Source organism: Psychrobacter sp. CAL346-MNA-CIBAN-0220 (genome assembly GCF_040309805.1).
In the GTDB taxonomy this organism is placed as follows: Bacteria; Pseudomonadota; Gammaproteobacteria; order Pseudomonadales; family Moraxellaceae; genus Psychrobacter.
Genome location: NZ_JBEOPF010000003.1, coordinates 259,811 through 279,775, shown reverse-complemented (window position 1 = coordinate 279,775; position 19,965 = coordinate 259,811). Strand labels below are relative to the sequence as shown.

The following is a 19,965-nucleotide window of genomic DNA, read 5'->3' as shown; positions in this document are numbered from 1 at the left end:
TTATTCTCTTAGAATGTCTAAATTATATAGTCTTTACCTTACATAGCCTAAAAAACAGATTCTGTCAGTGCCATGGTTAAATATTCAACACGCCCTCACTTCATTTAGAGTTGACCGTCTTTAATACTTCCATTCGAGGGTTGGAAATTGCCAATCGTAGCGGATAGCCAGCATGCGTAAGGTAAAAATTGTACTCATAACTGAGATATCAGCAACCCAATCTGTTACGCCCAAATGCTGCAGTGCAAAGTAGAGAACACCGCCCGTTAAAGCTGCGGAGATATAAATTTCTTGCTGCAGCACTAGCGGAATCTCGTTGCAGATCATATCGCGAATGATGCCGCCAACCACGATAGTAATCACCCCTAATAGTAATGCCACGGGCATATTTTCGCCCATACTATCGGCAACCTTGACCCCGATTAAAGTAAATGCTGACAGACCGATAGTATCGGAGAGTTTGAGGAACCTATCGACTCGTCTTGAGTTAGGGTGAAAAAATATTTGCATCACCAATGAAGACATCGTGATGACGGTAAGGTAGCTCATATCTACCATCCAAAATAGCGGATGTCGATCCAAAATTACATCGCGTACCGTGCCGCCACCAATAGCAGTAACTATAGATACCAGCAAGCAGCCGAATACATCAAAGTTTTTATGCTTGGCCAGTATCGTGCCCGAAATACTACAAGCCACAATGCCGATCATATCAAACAAATATATCAAAGAGCGCGGGTCAAAAGTGGTGATCAGCGCTGCAGGATTCAATGCAATAGCCAACATGGGCGAGTCTCACTACTGTCGTAATTATTATTAAACGATATGGGGAGGGATAACTCTAAAAAATAGTCTCTGTCAATGTTATGGTTAAATGTTTAACACGGCCTCATAGAAAAATCTGAGAGTGTGCTCTTAGATTTTTTTAATCACATATATAACGTGTTCTATATTCACACTAGATAACCATAATGTAACTGTTCAGTTAAAGAATGTAAACAATAAGTTAAAACTTGGTAGGATTCTAAAAAAGGTGCTGAGAGAAGGAGGCAGTTAGGTAATTTCTGAACCTATATAGGACGCAAGAAAAATAAGCTTTGGTTCATATTATTGAGCATTCTTCTAGATCAATGAAGGCTATAGCTGATGACAGCATCGTTTTTGAAACACTATCTAATATTTATATCTACGCTCAATGCTTACCATGACATAACCGTGCATAATCATCTGGTTATGCTAAACTATTTATCGTGATTACCCTCCTAAATCCTACTTAATAAAGGATATGCCCACCTATGACCGAACCTCAGTTTATCAATCCCAATGAAGACACACGTATCACTTACGGCAGTCTTGTTAAGCTACATTTTGAAGTCACGCTTGAGAACGGCACTGTCATTGATTCCACCTTTAGCCGTGACGCCCCAGTCACCTTAACCATCGGTGATGAGAGTTTATTACCGGGCTTTGAGCAGGTATTAATGAACTTACGCGCTGGTGACACCCGCAGTGCTCACCTCGATCCTGAGCAAGCTTTTGGTGAAGGGAATCCTGATAATGTTCAACATTTTAGTCGCACTCAGTTTGCACTGATTGCTGATAATCCAGAGATTGGGATGATGATAGAGTTTGAGGATAAAGGTAAAAACACCCTACCCGGTACCATTAGCGCGATAAATGATGAAGAGATCGAAGTTGACTTTAATCACCCTCTTGCCGGTCAATCGGTGTTATTTAAAGTTAAAGTATTTAAAGTGACGCCGCCTGGGGTAACTGGGGTGCAGATAATGTAATAGCTTAAGTATTGGGCACTAACAGCGATAAAAACTATCAGTAGCCTTAAAAATAACTCTTAAAATAAAACTAGAAAAGGATATCTGCATGCAATATCAAATGCTGCCACAGATTAATGAAAAGGTTTCCAAAATTTGTTTGGGGACGATGACTTGGGGACAGCAAAATACTGAAAATCAAGCGCACGCACAGATGGATATGGCACTAAGCGAGGGCGTAAACTTTTGGGATACCGCTGAGATGTATCCGTCACCGCCAGATAAAGACAAGCAGGGCGATACCGAGCGCTTTATGGGTTCGTGGTTTAATAAAAACAAACAACGCGATAAAGTCATACTTGCCAGCAAAATGTCACCGATGAGCTTTTTGCGCGATGGGCAAACGCGTTATAACGCTGAGCAAATTAGCGGCGCTATTGATGACAATCTACAACGCTTACAGACGGATTATATTGATGTTTATCAGCTGCATTGGCCTGAACGCCAAGCCAATTTTTTTGGCCAACGCGGTTATGATACGGAGATGGCAAATCAGTCATTAGAGGGTTTAACACCATTTTTGGAGACCATTAGCGCTTTAAATGACGAAATTAAAAAAGGTAGAATTCGTGCTTACGGACTGTCAAATGATACTTCTTGGGGCCTTATGCGCTATCTGTGGGAAGCGGATAAAAACAACTTAATCGCGCCTATTACTATTCAAAATCCATACAGCTTACTCAACCGTCTTTATGAAGTCGGACTAGCAGAAATATCACATCGTGAAAATGTCGGTCTGCTTGCTTACTCGCCGCTTGGTTTTGGGGTATTATCAGGGAAATATCTCAACGGTAAGCGCCCCGCTGGCGCGCGCTTGACCGAATATGATCGCTTTGATCGTTATGTCAACGAGCAAGCGCAATGGGCAACCGTACAATATGCCAAAATTGCTGCTGACGCTGGTCTGGATATGGCGCAGATGGCCTTAGCTTTTGTTAATTCACGCCCGTTTGTCATCAGTAATATTATTGGGGCCACTAATACCGAGCAGTTGAAAGCCAATATCGATAGTATCAATTTGACCTTAAGCACAGAGGTATTAGACGCTATTGAAGCGGTACACAACCGCCAGCCAAACCCATCACCCTAGCTGATTTATTACGGCAAAAAACCTGTATTCCTAAATAATAAAAAGGCGTCAATTATAGCAATTGATGCCTTTTTTAAACTGGTTGTAATACCCTGTAAATGCTTAGGTTTATTTAGCAAGCGGCGTATTCAGTACCCGCGAATGCAGTTCTACTAAACCGTCTTGCATGCGCTGTTGTAGCTTATTGGTCAGCTCACTTTTTGTATGGCCGTTTGGATCTAACGGTTCAAGAGGCAACACATAAGCCGTCACATCTTTGCTATCCAGCACTCGTTTTATACTGGCTTTCATAGTCAGTTTGCCATAATAAGGCAACTCTTCGCTTAGCGTACCGTCTTTATTGACATAAGCTAATACCAGCGGCTGAATGGGCACTCCAGCATCGATAGCTGCTTGTAATAGCGTACCGTGGATACGCTTAATCTTCTTACCATCCGTGGTAGTCGCTTCAGGGAAAAATATCACCGAAAAGCCTTCATTCAAAAAGCTGGCAATCTGCGCTGTTACTGATCCAACGTCACCAGAGCCACGCTTGATAAATACCGTCCCTGCCGCATGAACCAACCTACCAAATATGGGCCAATCACCAATCTCAGCTTTTGATAAGAAAAAAGCGGGGCTCACACTACCTACTACTGGAATATCCATCCACGACACATGATTGGACACCCATAAACCATGATGCTGCGGCACAGGCTCGACTTGAGCTACTGTGACTCCAAAAGAACCGGCCATCTTACGGCAAAAAGTCTGAATATAACGTGGGAGCCTTTCGCGTGGGGGCTCTCGAAAAGCACCAATACGCTGTGCGGTACGCATACCACCAGCAATAGTGGTCGTCATACCAGCAATTTGTTTACCACGGCCCAGTTGTTTTTTGAGTGAAAAGCCTGATTTAGGTTGGCTCATCTGTGTCCCTCACGATTAGATATCTGTAAAAACGAAATAAGTATAGCAAAATTCTGTCAGTCAGTGATGATTTGTTCACTCGGTTGGGTTTTACAAAATTTTTCTGCAACCCCTTCTTTTCTACCACTGTGATTTTATCATTACTGTTATATTTATTAGCAGCATTATATAAGCCCTATTCATTGCGGCAACTCTAGAATAATAAATTAAATAGTAATTTCTGTAACATAAAACCATTACCAATTATGCTTAGACCCTTTAACATCAAGTGATAAGACTGCATATACGTGGTTATCTGAACGTTGCTTTAATACTAAATATTGATATCGTTGAATATCATTCAATATTAATAGTAGCGGTTTATTTACTTTATTCATAGGTGATACTCTTTGGACTATTTTGAAAAACATAAAGGTGGTGAGCGCGCCATTTTAGTACATTTAGACATTCGTCAAATGCAAGACCCTGATGATTTAGGCGAGTTTGAATTATTGGCAGATTCAGCAGGCGCAGACCGGCATGCGTTGGTAACGGGTTCACGTATGAAACCTGATGCCAAATACTTCGTTGGTAGCGGTAAAGCACAAGAAATCGCTGAATTGGTTCGTGAACACGACGCCGATATCGTTCTTTTTAACCATAGCTTATCTCCATCGCAAGAACGTAACCTTGAAGCCTTGGTACAGTGTCGGGTATTGGATCGTACCGGTTTAATTTTAGATATATTCGCGCAGCGTGCACGTACTCATGAAGGTAAACTACAGGTAGAGCTTGCACAATTAAACCATCTATCGACTCGTCTGGTACGTGGTTGGACGCATTTGGAACGCCAAAAAGGCGGTATCGGTCTGCGTGGTCCTGGTGAAACCCAGCTTGAGACTGACCGTCGCTTACTCCAAACACGGGTCAATCAGCTCAAAAGCAAACTTGAGAAAGTAAGACAGACTCGCGCCCAAGGTCGGGCAAGAAGACAAAAATCAGACGTGCCGACCATCTCGCTAGTGGGTTATACCAATGCGGGTAAATCAACCTTATTTAATCGCTTAGTCGATGAAAATATCTATGCCGCCGATAAATTATTTGCGACTCTAGACCCAACCTTACGTCGATTAGATTGGCAAGGCGTTGGTCGGGTGGTATTGGTCGATACCGTTGGTTTCGTACGCCATCTACCGCATGAACTGGTAGAATCTTTTCATGCGACCTTAGAAGAAACCTTAGAGGCAGATCTATTATTGCATGTCATAGATTCAGCCAGTGAAGATATGCATGAGCAAATCCAAGCAGTAAAAGATGTGTTGGCTGAAATTGACAACAATGTGCCTGTACTCAATATTTATAATAAAATTGATTTGACTGATGAACCTGCCCACATCGGTTATGCTAGCGAAGGCCAACCCAATCGCGTTTATGTCTCATCGAGAGATAATTTAGGTATGGAAGAGCTATCGCTAGCAGTGCAACAACTGCTTACCGGTACGCTGACCACGTTTGATTTGACGCTACCTTATAATGCTGGTCAATTCAAGAATACTTTGTACGAGCTGGGCGTTATTCAGGAAGAAAGCTATGATGATTCGGGTCATGAATGCCTAACCATTCGCTTACCTAGTGACAGGCTTAAACAGTTATTAGGTCAAGCCGAATTATCACCGTTGGACGTGTTGCCACTGGCACAAGCGACTTTACTACTGCCAGTTTTAGAAGCATTTGAAGAAGGCAATGAAGAGAATAAAAGTGACATAGATGAAGGTGAGGAGGAGTTAACCGCTGATGGTTATTTAGCAGAAGAAAAAGTGGTCGATTTCCATATTGATACTGAAACTGATATCGAACCTGGTATTGAAACTGATGCTGGTTCTAAGATTGATAGCAATAAGACGGTTAATCCACAGCTATAAACTTTAACTTTATTTAATAATGGATTGAGTGTACGAGCTGAACTTGGGCTTCTGTACTCAATCCATTTTTTAACAACTCTTAGCGTAGAACTCCCCCACTTCTAAAGCGGTGGGTAGTTCATTATCTTTTCTAATAGCCGTTTAAGTAGCGTTTTTATATCAATGGCAGTTAAAACTTATCTTCAATCCAAATCTGATAATCAAATCTAATTGGCAAGCAGGTTTATTAGTTACTTTATTAGCTATATAATCAAAGAAAGTGTATTAACAAAGTCAACATAAGTCTTTATGGATTACTCTTTATAGATTACTATCTATAATTACCACCCTATTCTAAATCATGGCCGTCTGCGCCAATGACCCTACACTCTATCTTGTTATCCTAACCTTAATAACAATATTCTAATGATAGTCTCTTAATAATTGTCAACGTGGCAAGGATTGTTTATGAAGCCTAGCAATGGCCCCAAACTACCATTATGGATTGCCTTAAGCCTAACGTTGGTTATAGTCATCGTCGTCCGCGAATCAGCCGTGGTCATTTGCCAATGGGCGGGCATTGAAAAAGCGGCCAATGTGGTTGGCATGGTCGCTATGTTTCTAATACTCATAACCTGGCGGATGATTATAGGGTTACCAAACTGGTTGACTAGAGCCAGTAATATACTATTGGTCGATAGTGGTTTTGCATTTTTGCCCGTATCGGCTGGTGCAGGTTTGTTGCTGTTTGCCTTAGGTGATGAGCTTTGGGGCATCATGCTGACTATGGTGATCAGTACATTAATACCCCTTTGGGGACTGGCCATACTCGCCAATCACTGGTTGAGCAATACTGCTACTAAGCCTACTAGCAATACTAATGAACATAAGGGGCAGTCATGAATTTTTTAGCAGCCGCCCTAAGCTTTGATAGTGTGATTGTTGCCACTATTGCCGCGATACTATTAACGCTAGCCGCACATGTGACTGCACGCGTACTGGCGCGGAAACTATCCGGACTGCCAATGGTCATTACTGCCATAGCCTTGGTCATCGTATTTTTATTTATTTTTCAGTGGGATTATAACGACTACTATGACGTTGCTAAACCAGTATTTGACCATCTATTAGGTTATGTAACGGTGCTACTAGCGATACCGCTGGCGGCCATGAACTTTAAGGGTCTGCCCGTTAAGCGTCTGACCATCATTGTGGTAATTGCCAGCGCGGTTGGGGCATTATTACCCATGTCATTGGCGTATCTGTTCTCACTCAGTCATGACACTGTACTGGCGTTTGCGACGCGTTCAGTGACCACCCCAATTGGCTTGAGTGTGGCAAGCCTTATCAAAGCACCGCTAGCGATGGCCAACCTAATTATCATTGTTTCGGGGCTTATAGGCGCAACCTTAGCTCGGTTTTTATTTCACGGTATTGATGACGATCGTGCCAAGGGTTTAGCATTAGGACTGGCAGCTCATGCTTTTGGTACGGTTGAGGCCTGGCAAATCAGTCATACCGCTGGACGTTATGCGGCTTTCGGATTAGCGGTAAATGGCTTGCTCACTGCCGTTTGGGTACCTATATTTATCAGTGCCGTTACTGTTTAAAATCATCTAGCTTGGCGTAACTTTTTCATATTAATGACCCTTTATCTTTTTAACTCTCATTCATATGAGTGATTTTAATTTTCTCTCCTTTTATCTTTAATATTGCTCGGTTAATCTGTATTAATTGGCATCAATAAGGCTATTATTATTACCAGTTTTATAATGCCATGACTATTGAGGTATTAGCGCTATATTTAGAGCCAATAAACTTAATGTTTTGATTTGGTTAAACTTTTTTACAAATCAAAGTTAGTTTTGGCTGCCTTTACAACCCTTCTGATGGGTCTAAAAGTTATTTTATGCTATAGTAAGCAATTATTATTTTTTGTATCTATTACAAGTGGTTTCTGATTAAACGTGATTTTTGTCTGGGATTTATCGCTATTTAGACAACTCTTGTTAGATAACTTTTGTAATCGCTTTGACAAGGCAACTAGTACCCTTATAGACCAAGCGATTTGCTATTATTCGATAAAAAGTGATCTCTATATGATAAATGTTACCACCTTATTTGGCCGCTGCTTTTCTCCTATCTTGCTGACTACGGTCGCACTATCTACCTTATCTATCACCGCCCAAGCCGGTAATATGTATATCTATAAAGATCAAGGCGGACAAGTATTACTCACCAATGTTAATCCAAGTGGTAGTTTTGATAAATTTACTAAAAAAGTAAAAGTCACCTATTATAAAGACTCGAAAATATATGATGGTAGTAGCAATAGTAGTAACTATGGCAGCAGTTCCGCTAGTAAGAGCGGTAGTCGCGATGCTTATGATACTTATATTCGCGCTTCTTCAGCGCGCCATGGCGTTGATCCAGCGCTACTAAAAGCTATGATGCATACTGAGTCGGCATTCAATCCAAATGCGCGCTCTCCGGTAGGGGCACAAGGTTTGATGCAATTGATGCCAGCTACTGCCCGACGTTTTTCAGTCGGTAATCCGTGGAATCCTGCCGACAATATCGAAGGCTCAGCGAAATATATCGCTTGGCTTATGCGCCGCTTCAATAATAAAGTTGAATATGCCGTTGCTGGCTATAATGCTGGTGAAGGCAATGTAGATAAATATAATGGTATTCCTCCTTTTAAAGAGACTCGCAACTACGTTAAAAGCGTCATGAGCCGCTATCATAGCTTATATAAGAACGATTCAGGACTCTCTGACAGTAGCATAAGTGCTAGTAATGCACCCAGCGGCGGCGGAATGCAAACCGTCAGCTACGGTACCAGTAATAATAGTGGCAGCGCCAGCTATTCCAACTCAGCCTATGCCGCATTACGTTAATAGAATTGGTTAAAATGTCAATATAAACAACAGATACAAAAAAGCCCGTTAATCAAATAACGGGCTTTTTTATGCTTGGTCGCTTTAGTCATATCTTACAATATTAAGTATAAAGCCAGCCTGTGAATGCCCAATCAGAAACTCTAATCGGCACTCACAGCTATTTATGAAATGACTTTTATGAAATAGCTTTTATTAAATAATTTATAACTTACTTGTTGGCCAATGCTTGGGTAGCAGCAACTTCAGCAGCAAAGTCTTCTTGTTTTTTCTCAATGCCTTCGCCAACTTCTAGACGTTTGAAAGTTAGCACTTTTACGCCTTCCGCTTTTAGAACGTCGCCAACTTTTTTGTCATTGTCCATAACGTATGGTTGACGTAGCAAGGTTACTTCGTCTAGATACTTACGTAAACCACCTTCAATCATTTTTTCAACGATATTGTCAGGCTTGCCAGATTCTTTTGCTTTGGCTTCGATGATGTCTTTTTCGCGCGCTAATACGTCAGCCGCAACGTCGTTATCATCTACTGCGACCGGGTTAAATGCAGCGATATGCATGGCAAGATTTTTGCCGGTATCATCATTGCCACCTTCAAAAGATACGACCACACCAATACGTAGACCGTGACGGTACGAGGCAATGTTAGAGCCTTCGATAGTTTCAACGCGGCGTAATTGGATGTTTTCACCGATTTTTTGTACCAAAGACACACGTGCTTCTTCAACCGTTTGACCATCGCCGTAAGGCAATCCAGCGATAACAGCGACATCAGTAGTGTCATTTTCTAACGCAATATTGGCCACTTTTTCTGCAAATGCAGTAAAGCTGTCATCTTTTGCGACAAAGTCAGTTTGGCAGTTAACTTCTAGCAAGAACGCTTTGTTATCGCCTTGTGCAATGATGATAGCGCCGTCAGCTGCAATATTACCGGCTTTTTTAGCCGCTTTTGCTTGACCAGATTTACGTAGGTTATCAATGGCAGTTTCAACATCACCGTTTGATTCTTCTAACGCTTTTTTACATTCCATCATGCCAAGACCAGTACGGTCGCGCAATTCTTTTACCATTTTGGCAGATACTTTTACTTCTGTCATAAGAGTTACCTTAGTATTGTTATGTATAAGGACATCAGCAGTGGCGCTAAGTTGTGAGCTTGCGCACGCTTATGTCTATTGATATATAAATATAGGGCTTAAATTTTTTTGCTTCTCAATCAAAAAGCCAACGATCAAGTTAACTCTGATGTCTATAAAACTTATAAATAAAGCATTCAGCGCGGGCGATAATACTCGTCCAATAGCTGCTTACTCGTTAATAGCTTGGCCTACTAACAACAAGGCATGACGAGTAAAACTACATCATGCCTGTTATGAGCTTTTATGCTGTTGTTAACGTTATACGAACGCTGATAAAAAAACTATCAAAGCATTTATATACGTTGTACGCTGAACTTATAGGTCAGCTTGTGCTTCTGCTGGGGCTTTTACAGCAGGTGCTTCTTCTGCTTGTTCAACAGCAGCTGGTGCGTCTTCAGCAACCGGTGCTTTTTCTGCAGCTTGTTCTTGCTCAGCAGCATCTTTACCACTGGCTTGAGTCTGTGCATACTCTTTGCCAGCAATGATGGCATCAGCAATAGCAGTGACATACAAAGTCACGGCACGGATAGCATCGTCATTTGCTGGAATGATGTATTCAACGTTATCTGGGTTAGAGTTAGTATCAACGATACCAATAACTGGGATACCTAGATTTTTAGCTTCTTTAATCGCGATCGCTTCATGATCGACGTCAACGACAAAGATTGCATCAGGTAGGCCGCCCATGTCTTTAATACCGCCTAGTGAACGCTCAAGTTTTTCCATATCGCGAGTACGCTCTAGCGCTTCACGTTTGGTTAGCTTAGCGAACGTACCATCTTCTGCTTGTTTTTCAAGCTCTTTTAGACGATTGATTGACTGACGTAGGGTTTTCCAGTTAGTCAACATACCACCCAACCAGCGATGATCAACATAAGGCATACCAGCGCGAGCCGCTTGCTCACGGATGATACCGCTAGCAGCGCGTTTGGTACCAACGAACAAGACTTTATTTTTCTTGCTGGCTAGACCGTTTACGTAGTTTAATGCTTCGTTGAAAGCTTTAACAGTGTGTTCTAGGTTGATAATATGGATTTTGTTACGGGCACCAAAAATATATGGTCCCATTTTTGGGTTCCAAAAACGTGTTTGGTGACCAAAGTGAGCGCCCGCTTGTAATAAGTCACGCATTTCGATTTTTGTTGGATTCTTTGTAGCCATGTTAAATGTCCTGTTGGTTGGGTTATGCCTCCACATCACAAAAACTGCCTATCTAGCAACACGCATCTGCTAACGGTTAATGCCTTATTAAAGCAGCACCGTAACTGTCTATTACAAGCAAATTAATCAAGTCGCCAAACACCCAGCAATTCTTTACCATGATGTGTGTGTCATTGGTTGGTTTATAAAAATGAGCTATGGTTCAAATTTAAAACTAAATTATAGGAATAGCTGCGCTGTATTTTACCATAAAAACTTTGGTTACTGCTAGTACTATTGTGGTCGGTATATCATGTGAATACCATCTATTCCGCATCATCAAGGTTCAGGTTACGATCAATTTTCCAAATCAAAAAACAACCCAAGCTCATCAACATAAACATTGTAATACCAAGCTTAAGAACCGGATTGACCGGGAATAGATTCAATAATAGACCGCCAAAAATGCCCACTGAAAACATCAGCGAGCCTTGCATTGCACTTGCCATTCCAGCACGGCGTTTTTGAAAGGCCAGCGCAATAGCAGAGGCGTTCGGCTGAGTGAGGCCAAGGCCAGCAATACAGAAGAAAATACAAACCAATACCAATGGCAGCCACGCGTCACTACCAAAAATGAGACCTAAAACGAATAATCCTGCTGAAGCGATCACCTGCATCATCGCCCCAAATCGCAACAAACTTAAGATACGGAAGCGATTAATCAGCCATTGATTAAGCTGCGTTAACGCCACAAATCCTGCCGCATTCATCCCAAAAATCCAACCAAAATGAGTAGATGAGATACCATAATTGTCCATCAACAGCTCAGAGGCCGCGCTGATATAGACGAACATCGCCCCCATCAGTAAACCGCCACCAATGGCTGGATAATTAAAAGTCGGATCTTTAAGTAAATCCCAATACTGACTGAGTACTTCTTTAGCGGGTCGAATATTACGGTTTTCTTCGGTCAGAGTCTCAAAAAAGAAAAACTTGGTTAATATTAAGTTAAGGGTACCAAAAGCCGCCAAAAACCAAAAGATAGAATGCCAACTAAAAAACTGCAGGAATAGCGCGCCAAGCGATGGCGCTAATATAGGCGCTAAGCCCATCACTAAGATCATGATAGAAAATGCTTTTGCAGTCTGCCTAGCAGTGAGCCGATCACGAATCGCAGCGCGGGTAACCACCGCACCCACACAGGCACCGAGCGCTTGCAAAGTACGCCCTGCAAACAACACATATTCATTATTAGTCGTCGCGCAAACTATCGAAGCAATCACATATAAAGTCATGCCAATATATAAAGGCTTGACACGGCCAACGCGGTCACTAAAAGGTCCATAAAAGAGCTGCCCAAAGACCAAACCGACAAAGTACGCGGGTACGGAGTTGGCAATAAAAGCCGTCGGTACACCGAAGCTTTCGGCCATTACTGGCAACGCTGGCAGATACATATCAATAGATAAAGGGCCAACGGCGACAATAAGCCCAAGCATCATAATCCATGCAATAGGCAATTCTGCTGAGCGTACACGAGTGGGGCTAGCGGCTTGATGGGACGAAGTAGATTTTGGAGCAGACATATTTCAAACCATAGATATGAGGTTATTATTTTATTATTAATACGTTGAGTTTATTAACTTTTAGGCATTAACGCTGTTGTTGATTATTATTTTTTCGGTGGCTGGCATTATTTACCACTGCGGCTATAGTCAGGTCAAAATAAAAGAGAGTCGTTCATATCAGCAGCACGGTATCGTTTTTAAATTGGATCGACTCTAGTTAAAACTAAAAAAGCGCCGCGTAGGCGCAAAAAACAGCAGACAGTGTTATATCGTACTATCTACTGATATTACAATGGGCGACTGGGGTTCAGCAAGCCGCGTTCACGTAAAAGCTACGGTGCTCAGTCATTTAGAGGTTGAGTTAGCGAAACTGGCGCTTTGTAAATGCGGTACTGGCTTGCTTGGCTTTTTTGAGGGCGAGCTTGCGATTACGCCCGAGCATTAGTTTAACCTGCCAAATTTTTTCTTGGTATAGCGTTAGAGCTGATTGTTGATACATAGCATTGATAACTCGCTTACTGGCCAGTACCGCATCAGGTGAACGTTGTGCAAACTCAGCAGCAAGTGTCTCTGCATCTTCTAGCGGCGATGCGCTACAATGACTAATAAGTCCTAACTGCTTACCTTGCTTCCCATCAAAAATACGAGCGCTCATCGCTAGCTCTTTTAACACATCTGCACGCACGACGCCCAGCGCCGATTGAGTAAGCCCCATGTCTGGTACTAAGCCCCATTTGGCCTCCATGATGGACAACTTACAATCAGGATGACTGATACGCACATCACAAGCTAGAGCCAGTTGCAAACCTGCGCCAATACAGTGGCCTTCTAACACTGCAATGACTGGAATTGGCACATCACGCCAAATTAGGCAGACACGCTGAAATAAACTTTGGCGCGGTTTAATCAACTCCCACAACGCATAGGCTTGGTTTTTTGGTTGATTTAAATCCCCCAAATCAATGCCCGCACAAAAAGTCTCTTCAGCGCCATTGATAATCACCGCTCTTAAAGTTTTATCTTTACTGATATGAGTCGCAACTTGGATCAGTTCCTGCATCATCTCAAAGCTCATGGCATTTTTTTTGTGTGGACGGTTTAAGGTAAGTGTTAAAGTATCTTGAGTAATACTCAATTGCAGGGTCTGATACTGATAAGCGGCAACAGCGTGCATGACAATCCTTATTAATGACAAATGAGCGACAATTATGATCTGTAAGAAAAGATCTATAGTCTGTCTACTATTGACCCTGCACTAATTTTAACAGGCTTATATCCGCCATACTGCATTAATAACTGACCATCAAGATAGCGGTTTATACCGGTTTGCTGTCAGCAATATTTAGCGCAGCCCATTAACGAGATTTTATCATTTATAACTTATCGGTTCGGTCATATTCTTGCTATCTATATGATTTTCTACCTATATCATTTTCCACGTCATGTCATTTTCGCTGAGACGATGATAATTCAGCTGCGGATAAGGAGATAAATCAAGCATTTGTAGATTGGTTAGCGACAGCAATAATACCTCATAATAAGGTTTGAGCATTGCAAATTGTGCTGGGGTGATATGTTGAATATTCAATAAACATTTATCCTCCAAATTTTGACTGGCTTGGCGCAGTTGCGGTACGCCCGTATAGCGACTGGCACCCAATATACGATGTGCAATCTGCGAGAGCTCACTGCGGTCACGGGCTTGCCATGCCTGACTCAAAGCTTCTTTTTCATCAGCAATAGTATCCAACATCATAATAATGAGCTTTGCCGCTAAATCTGGTTTATTAGCAGAACGGGTCAAGGCATCTTGCCAATTTAAAATATCTAAAGTGTCATGACTGTTATCACTATTATCGTTAGGTGCTAATAGGCTGATTTGTTTTTCATCTTGCCAGCCTGCTTGATTCTGTAGTTGCTCTGGGTAGGCTGCACTACTGTCATAAGACAACTGTCGTTCAGATTGAGCGTCACGTTGCGAAACGAATTGTAGTTCACGTAAAGTCTCATCACGTGGTCGGCTATCACGCAGATAATCGTCACGGATTTTCTTCAGCGATAAAGGCCGTGGTATCTTTTTATCTGCGGCCATATCGCTAGTAGTGATACTGTCTAAAGGTTCTTGAGGTACTGCACTTTGAGGTACAGAGCTTTGACTAACAGAGCTTTGATTTGACAAACTTTGTGCTGATACTACTGGTGGTATGGCGTTGGTCGTTGATGCCGTACGGCGTTGAGAGGTTGCCGTTCGCCCTAGCCATTTTTGTAACACTTGTAGTAATTGTGGCTGGCTGATGGGTTTACCCACATAGTCGTCAATGCCGCTTGCAATGAGCTTATCACGCTCATCCGATAGTCCATGGGCGGTTAAGGCAATAATAGGAATATGACTGTCTGCTGCTTCAACTTTACGGATTTGTTTTGCAGCCTCACGTCCTGACATACGTGGCATTTGAATATCCATAAAGATCAAGTCAATCTTGTCTTTATCTTCAGTACGGGCTTTATCTTCAGTAGTATCGGTAGTCGATAACGAGTTAGATGAGGTTTTACTAACTTGGGCGCGCGCTTCAGCTTTTGAGATTTGGGTTTTGTTTGAAAGACTTTGCTGCTCAGATTTCGTCGTTTTTTGGTTTTTAGTTTGCTGCTTACTAATAAGCTCAATAGCGTCAAAACCACTGTTAGCTGTGATGACATGAATACCAAGCTCACTAAGTAGCGCATCTAGTACCAATAGATTGGGTAAATGGTCATCAACTGCCAGTACGGTCACTCCAAGCCAACGCTTCTCTTGCGTTTGTACCGGTGTGCTGCGCTTGCGGGTATCGAGCATGGCATATAGCTGCCGCTTATCTAGGGGCTCATATAAAATATTGGCATGATAACGGTTTAATAACGCTTGATCGACGGAGACTTGATAACCAAATACCGCAAGCTTACCTTGATAATGCAAGCGAATTTGTTTAAGCAGCGCCATCATGTCATCTTGAGTATCGTCATCAACGATCACCCAATCCCAGTAATTGCCCTGCTCTTTTAACGATTCAAGTACGCCTGGTAGTGAATTGGCTTGGGTTAATTTAATAGGCAGATTTTGCAAGCTGGCCTTAAGTACTTGTCTTGAAGCGGTATGATTAATCCAAACTAAAACGTGAAACTCATCGGTGGCACTAGCGAGTGGCGCCAGAATCGGGGGCTCAATGGTTTGCCCAGTGGCTGCCTCTAACACATCCACATGGGCGGGCATGCGAAACCAAAACGTCGCACCTTGATTGGCAATGTTTTCTTGCATATTGTCATAAAAACCAATATCACCACCCATTAGCCGGGTCAATTGTTTAGAGATAACTAAGCCCAATCCTGTACCACCGTATTGGCGGGTAATAGACGGATCGCCTTGACTGAAACTTTGGAACAGCATTTTTTGGTCGGCATCTGAGATACCTTTACCGCTATCTTGAACACTGATCATCAGATAATTATCGCGATGATCATCCAAGCTGACTCGCACCACTACATCACCAACGTCCGTAAATTTAATAGCATTGCCGACAATATTGGTCAGTACTTGCTTGAGACGTAGCGCATCGCCAATGATACGCATGGGTACGTCGTTATAAAACAATACCGCCATCCGTAGACCTTTTTCTGCAGATACTGGCGAGAGCATATCAACCACATCATAAATGGTATCGTAAAGATCAAACTCGTGACGGTCTAATACTAACTTACCCGCTTCAATTTTGGAGAAGTCCAAGACATCGTTGACCAATGCCAATAAATGCGCAGACGATTTTCGAATGGTTTGTACATATAGATCTTGCTCAGCATTCAGTTCACCGTGACGCGCCAGTAGATTAATAAAACCATCAATGCTGTTTAATGGTGTGCGCAGCTCATGGCTGATATTGGCCAAAAATGCAGATTTAGCTTGGCTGGTTGAGATAGCGGCATCGCGTGCATTGCGACTTGAGATATTTTGCATTTCCATCTCATCGAAGGCAAGGCGTAGGTCATCTTCGGTTTGTTCAGCATGATTTTTAAGCTCTTGAAAACTGCTGTGCAGGCGGCGTAAAGTTTTAACCAAATCCTGCTGCAATAAGTTCAACTCACCATCAGACTCAACCGGAATAGGTTTGTATAAATTATCGACATGGGTACGCTGTAATTGCAAGCGCAGCTCATAAATAGGGGCAATCCAGCGCTTGGCGTAGATATTTAGACTTAACAACAGTATTAGGATAGTGAACAGACCGGTAATAGCCAGCGCCATAGCGATACGATAGCGCGCAATGTAAAGCGGCTCGTTATCCATATCAACTAGCAACCACAGCCTTTGCCCTTCAAAATCACCCAATACGCTGCCATAAGCCGTACCTATAGAGGTCGACTGTTGTGATAAAAATCTCTGTGAGACATCTATCAAAGGCCAGGTCTCATTGACGCCGTAACCGACGGTCGCAAGCACTTGGTTGTCTTGATTAATAATAGCAATGCGCTGTACATGCTGCTCAGACTGCATGCGGCTGAGCTTATCGCGAATGGCTACTAGCGTCGCCATAGCACCGTGCGGTGCTACATTGATACTGGCATCACTCTCATCAACTATTGCTGAACTAGATACCCCGCCTAGTACTTCCTCTGAGAGCGCAGCACCATTAAGACTACTAGCGCGCGCGCCAAGATACCCAATATAATGGTCAGAGTGTACCTGTGACAGCGGCAGCTGCGAATTATTCATACTGGTCTCAAGCGCTGCCTGACTGGCAGATGCCATGCCATCGATAATTTGCTGAGCTGTTTTTTCATTGTCTTCTAATTGCTGGCGCTCTTGCTCAAGTAAAGCAGGAATGAGCTCAGTGACCATCGGTTTATAACGTATCAATACCGCCTCAGCTAAAGCTTCTTGCTCTGAATTACTGGCGCGCATAGTCTCATGGAACACTAAAATACCACCGACTGCGGCCAACACACAGATTGGCAAAAACACCAGTATGATTAATTGACCATAGGCGCTACTGGTATTAAAGCGTTTTTTATATGCCATACTTGATTTAAACCTCAATGACGTTTGCACTGTTTAGACTTGTGCTAGTTACGTTTGTTCGGCATTAATAACTACCCGTTAATATGATTGACATGGCGAGCGACTTGAATACCGTCTCTTTATGTATCAAACTCTTTATGTATCAAACTCTATCACCGTTTCAATACGGTGATAGAGTTTAATGGTAGTTGCTTTAATGGTAGTTGCTTTAATGGTAGTTACTTTAATAGGGGTTATTTTAACAGTATTCTACTTAGGGCGGGTTTGATATTCAATGACGGCTCTCACAGAGACTATTTTTTAGACGATGCCATCAGCGCAGCTAAAAACAAAATGATATAATGCCGTAAGTTTTTAGCCGCCATAATCGTTACCCTAATTTCTCTAGTTAGAATTGAGCCTGTTCATGATGCTTCATGGGGTGATAACCACTCTTTAAATTGTTATCTATCCAAATTATTCAAGAACTAGAATTAACTATTAAATCAACCTTTAAAATACAAACAAGGATGCCTTATGTCGTCTACGACCATGCCAAACGCTAACTTTATCACCCAAGTCACTGATCTTGCTGATTGCGTGGGACAGACGCCATTAGTTCAATTGCATCGTCTGCCTGAACAAGAAAACATCGTAAATGGGGCAAAGCTGCTGGCCAAACTTGAAGGTAATAATCCAGCCGGTTCTGTTAAAGATCGCCCTGCTTTTAATATGATTTATCAAGCTGAGAAACGCGGTGATATCAAGCCCGGTGATACCCTCATTGAAGCCACCAGCGGTAATACTGGCATAGCATTAGCGATGGTAGCAGCGATGCGTGGTTATCCAATGACTCTTCTGATGCCAACCAATTCGACCCAAGAACGTAAAGATGCGATGGTGGCCTATGGTGCAACCTTAATCGAAGTTGATGAAGGTATGGAAGCCGCACGCGACTTAGCCTTACAGATGCAAACGGACGGTCTGGGCGTGGTATTAGATCAGTTTAATAATCCCGATAATAAGCAAGCGCATTACCTGACCACAGGTCCTGAATTATGGGAACAAACCAACGGTAAAATTACGCACTTCATCAGCTCAATGGGCACTACAGGCACGATTACAGGAGTGTCACAGTACCTAAAAGAGCAAAATCCGGCAGTAAGAATTATCGGCCTGCAACCTGATGAAAATGCCTCTATTGCCGGTATTCGCCGCTGGCCTGCTGCTTATATGCCTGGGATTTATGAGGCAGATTTAGTCGATGAGGTCATGGATATTGATCAGCATATTGCTGAGGTTTATATGCGTAAATTGGCCAAAACTGAAGGTATTTTTGCTGGGGTTTCATCAGGAGCAGCGGCATGGGCAGCCATACAAATTGCGCAACAGAATCCTGATGCAGTGATTGCTTTTATTGTCTGTGATCGCGGCGATCGTTATTTGTCTACCGGTTTATATAACATTGATGACAGCATTGATAATGCTATCAATAATGACGCCAAATAATTATAAGGATTGATGTAGTCGCCCCTAAATAAATCCAATACCATAAAACCGAGCGCAGATAGTAGCTGGCTTATCAAAGTAGGTAAATCAAGCAAGGTTGACACAATAGCGGTTTTATATAGGTTTGACTATAGATAAGGATTATTTTATGACTCACGCCCTACCTTCTAATCCCGTGCTGGTCTTCGACATTGAGACTATTGCCGATACCGCTGCCGCTCGCAAAATTTATCCACAGCTGGCTGATTTGAATGATACTGATACGCTAAGTGCGCTAACGGCTATTCGTATTCAAGAAGCCGGACATGACTTTATGCGTTTGCCATTACAGCGCATCGTCTGTATTTCAGCATTTTATGTGCAAGGTGAAAAGAAAACCTTGTTTTCATTGAGTGCTGAACACTTATCAGAACAAGAGATTTTGCGTAAGTTCTTCAAAGCTTTTAGCGATCTTGATAGCTTGCCACAACTGATCAGCTGGAACGGTTCAGGGTTCGATATTCCAGTGCTGATTTACCGTGCCATGCAATACGATTTGTCTGCACCTTGGTTATTTGAGGAAGGTGATCGCCATAAAAATATGCGTTTTGACAACTATGTTAACCGTTTCCAAACTAAACACCTTGATTTGATGGATAGATTTAGCCAATATGGCGCCAGTCGCCGTGAAGCAATGGACGTGGTCGCCAGCCTCTACGGCCTACCCGGTAAAACTGATGTGGATGGCAGTATGGTTGGTGCTTTGGTTGCTCAAGAAGATTGGCGGACGCTATCAAGATACTGCGAATCTGATGTGATGAATACTTGGCTGATTTATCTACGCTGGCTGCGCTTGACCGGCAAGTTAACGTCAGAAGGCTTTGGTTTTTGGCAGCAACAAAGTCATGATTATTTGGCACAACTCACTGAAACAGATGGCAGCGTACGCCATCAAGAGTTTATTGCTGATTGGATATCTTTACCCTCATTATAA

At 42.5% G+C, this 19,965-nt stretch carries 15 protein-coding genes; 8 read left to right on the top strand and 7 right to left on the bottom strand.

Annotation, left to right across the window (positions count from 1 at the left end; all coding sequences use genetic code 11):
• Positions 1–120: 120 nt before the first annotated feature.
• Positions 121–786: a trimeric intracellular cation channel family protein gene (locus AAEY88_RS08790; RefSeq protein ID WP_350561499.1), complete on the bottom strand. Its 666-nt coding sequence runs from the start codon at positions 784–786 to the stop codon at positions 121–123.
• Positions 787–1,295: 509 nt separating this feature from the next.
• On the opposite strand from AAEY88_RS08790, the gene fkpB reads away from it, so the two are divergent.
• A complete protein-coding gene (fkpB, locus tag AAEY88_RS08785; protein ID WP_350561497.1) occupies positions 1,296–1,793 on the top strand; it encodes an FKBP-type peptidyl-prolyl cis-trans isomerase in 498 nt (165 codons plus the stop codon).
• Positions 1,794–1,881: 88 nt separating this feature from the next.
• The gene (locus AAEY88_RS08780) at positions 1,882–2,922 is read left to right on the top strand and encodes an aldo/keto reductase (RefSeq protein ID WP_350561495.1); all 1,041 of its coding nucleotides are present in this window, start codon (positions 1,882–1,884) and stop codon (positions 2,920–2,922) included.
• Between the two features lie 108 nt (positions 2,923–3,030).
• Here the strand turns inward: AAEY88_RS08780 and AAEY88_RS08775 are convergent, their stop codons facing one another.
• A complete protein-coding gene (locus AAEY88_RS08775; protein WP_350561493.1) occupies positions 3,031–3,831 on the bottom strand; it encodes a lysophospholipid acyltransferase family protein in 801 nt (266 codons plus the stop codon).
• Positions 3,832–4,220: 389 nt separating this feature from the next.
• Between AAEY88_RS08775 and hflX the strand changes: the two genes are divergently transcribed.
• The 4 genes from hflX to AAEY88_RS08755 all read left to right on the top strand — a co-directional run bounded on the left by hflX (position 4,221) and on the right by AAEY88_RS08755 (position 8,611).
• A complete protein-coding gene (gene hflX / locus AAEY88_RS08770) occupies positions 4,221–5,732 on the top strand; it encodes a ribosome rescue GTPase HflX (protein ID WP_350561491.1) in 1,512 nt (503 codons plus the stop codon).
• Positions 5,733–6,179: 447 nt separating this feature from the next.
• Positions 6,180–6,614: a CidA/LrgA family protein gene (locus AAEY88_RS08765; protein WP_350561489.1), complete on the top strand. Its 435-nt coding sequence runs from the start codon at positions 6,180–6,182 to the stop codon at positions 6,612–6,614.
• A complete protein-coding gene (locus AAEY88_RS08760) occupies positions 6,611–7,321 on the top strand; it encodes an LrgB family protein (RefSeq protein ID WP_350561487.1) in 711 nt (236 codons plus the stop codon). Before AAEY88_RS08765 ends, AAEY88_RS08760 begins: the two co-directional genes overlap by 4 nt.
• Positions 7,322–7,810: 489 nt before the next feature.
• On the top strand, positions 7,811–8,611 hold the full coding sequence (locus AAEY88_RS08755) for a lytic transglycosylase domain-containing protein (RefSeq protein ID WP_350561485.1): 801 nt from the start codon (positions 7,811–7,813) through the stop codon (positions 8,609–8,611).
• Between the two features lie 211 nt (positions 8,612–8,822).
• On the opposite strand, the gene tsf is transcribed toward AAEY88_RS08755, so the two are convergent.
• The 5 genes from tsf to AAEY88_RS08730 form a co-directional block, all read right to left on the bottom strand.
• Entirely contained in the window at positions 8,823–9,707 is an 885-nt protein-coding gene (tsf, locus tag AAEY88_RS08750; RefSeq protein ID WP_350561483.1) for a translation elongation factor Ts, read from the bottom strand.
• Between the two features lie 357 nt (positions 9,708–10,064).
• Positions 10,065–10,910, bottom strand: coding sequence for a 30S ribosomal protein S2 (rpsB, locus tag AAEY88_RS08745; protein WP_350561481.1), 846 nt, complete (start codon positions 10,908–10,910; stop codon positions 10,065–10,067).
• Between the two features lie 305 nt (positions 10,911–11,215).
• A complete protein-coding gene (locus tag AAEY88_RS08740; RefSeq protein ID WP_350561479.1) occupies positions 11,216–12,475 on the bottom strand; it encodes a multidrug effflux MFS transporter in 1,260 nt (419 codons plus the stop codon).
• A gap of 343 nt (positions 12,476–12,818) precedes the next feature.
• Complete coding sequence (locus AAEY88_RS08735; protein WP_350561477.1) at positions 12,819–13,631, bottom strand: crotonase/enoyl-CoA hydratase family protein; 813 nt, start codon at positions 13,629–13,631, stop codon at positions 12,819–12,821.
• 249 nt (positions 13,632–13,880) lie between these two features.
• The gene (locus tag AAEY88_RS08730) at positions 13,881–17,504 is read right to left on the bottom strand and encodes an ATP-binding protein (protein ID WP_350561475.1); all 3,624 of its coding nucleotides are present in this window, start codon (positions 17,502–17,504) and stop codon (positions 13,881–13,883) included.
• Positions 17,505–18,020: 516 nt separating this feature from the next.
• Here AAEY88_RS08730 and cysM point away from each other — a divergent pair.
• Together cysM and AAEY88_RS08720 are read left to right on the top strand one after the other, a co-directional pair.
• Complete coding sequence (cysM, locus tag AAEY88_RS08725) at positions 18,021–18,992, top strand: cysteine synthase CysM (RefSeq protein WP_407074439.1); 972 nt, start codon at positions 18,021–18,023, stop codon at positions 18,990–18,992.
• 148 nt (positions 18,993–19,140) lie between these two features.
• Complete coding sequence (locus AAEY88_RS08720; protein ID WP_350561473.1) at positions 19,141–19,965, top strand: 3'-5' exonuclease; 825 nt, start codon at positions 19,141–19,143, stop codon at positions 19,963–19,965.

Coding starts and splice junctions, on each gene's coding strand:
- AAEY88_RS08790 (WP_350561499.1), bottom strand. CDS start 786: ATGTTGGCTATTGCATTGAATCCTGCAGCGCTGATCACCACTTTTGAC.
- fkpB (WP_350561497.1), top strand. CDS start 1,296: ATGACCGAACCTCAGTTTATCAATCCCAATGAAGACACACGTATCACT.
- AAEY88_RS08780 (WP_350561495.1), top strand. CDS start 1,882: ATGCAATATCAAATGCTGCCACAGATTAATGAAAAGGTTTCCAAAATT.
- AAEY88_RS08775 (WP_350561493.1), bottom strand. CDS start 3,831: ATGAGCCAACCTAAATCAGGCTTTTCACTCAAAAAACAACTGGGCCGT.
- AAEY88_RS08765 (WP_350561489.1), top strand. CDS start 6,180: ATGAAGCCTAGCAATGGCCCCAAACTACCATTATGGATTGCCTTAAGC.
- AAEY88_RS08760 (WP_350561487.1), top strand. CDS start 6,611: ATGAATTTTTTAGCAGCCGCCCTAAGCTTTGATAGTGTGATTGTTGCC.
- AAEY88_RS08755 (WP_350561485.1), top strand. CDS start 7,811: ATGATAAATGTTACCACCTTATTTGGCCGCTGCTTTTCTCCTATCTTG.
- tsf (WP_350561483.1), bottom strand. CDS start 9,707: ATGACAGAAGTAAAAGTATCTGCCAAAATGGTAAAAGAATTGCGCGAC.
- rpsB (WP_350561481.1), bottom strand. CDS start 10,910: ATGGCTACAAAGAATCCAACAAAAATCGAAATGCGTGACTTATTACAA.
- AAEY88_RS08740 (WP_350561479.1), bottom strand. CDS start 12,475: ATGTCTGCTCCAAAATCTACTTCGTCCCATCAAGCCGCTAGCCCCACT.
- AAEY88_RS08735 (WP_350561477.1), bottom strand. CDS start 13,631: ATGCACGCTGTTGCCGCTTATCAGTATCAGACCCTGCAATTGAGTATT.
- AAEY88_RS08730 (WP_350561475.1), bottom strand. CDS start 17,504: ATGGCATATAAAAAACGCTTTAATACCAGTAGCGCCTATGGTCAATTA.
- cysM (WP_407074439.1), top strand. CDS start 18,021: ATGTCGTCTACGACCATGCCAAACGCTAACTTTATCACCCAAGTCACT.
- AAEY88_RS08720 (WP_350561473.1), top strand. CDS start 19,141: ATGACTCACGCCCTACCTTCTAATCCCGTGCTGGTCTTCGACATTGAG.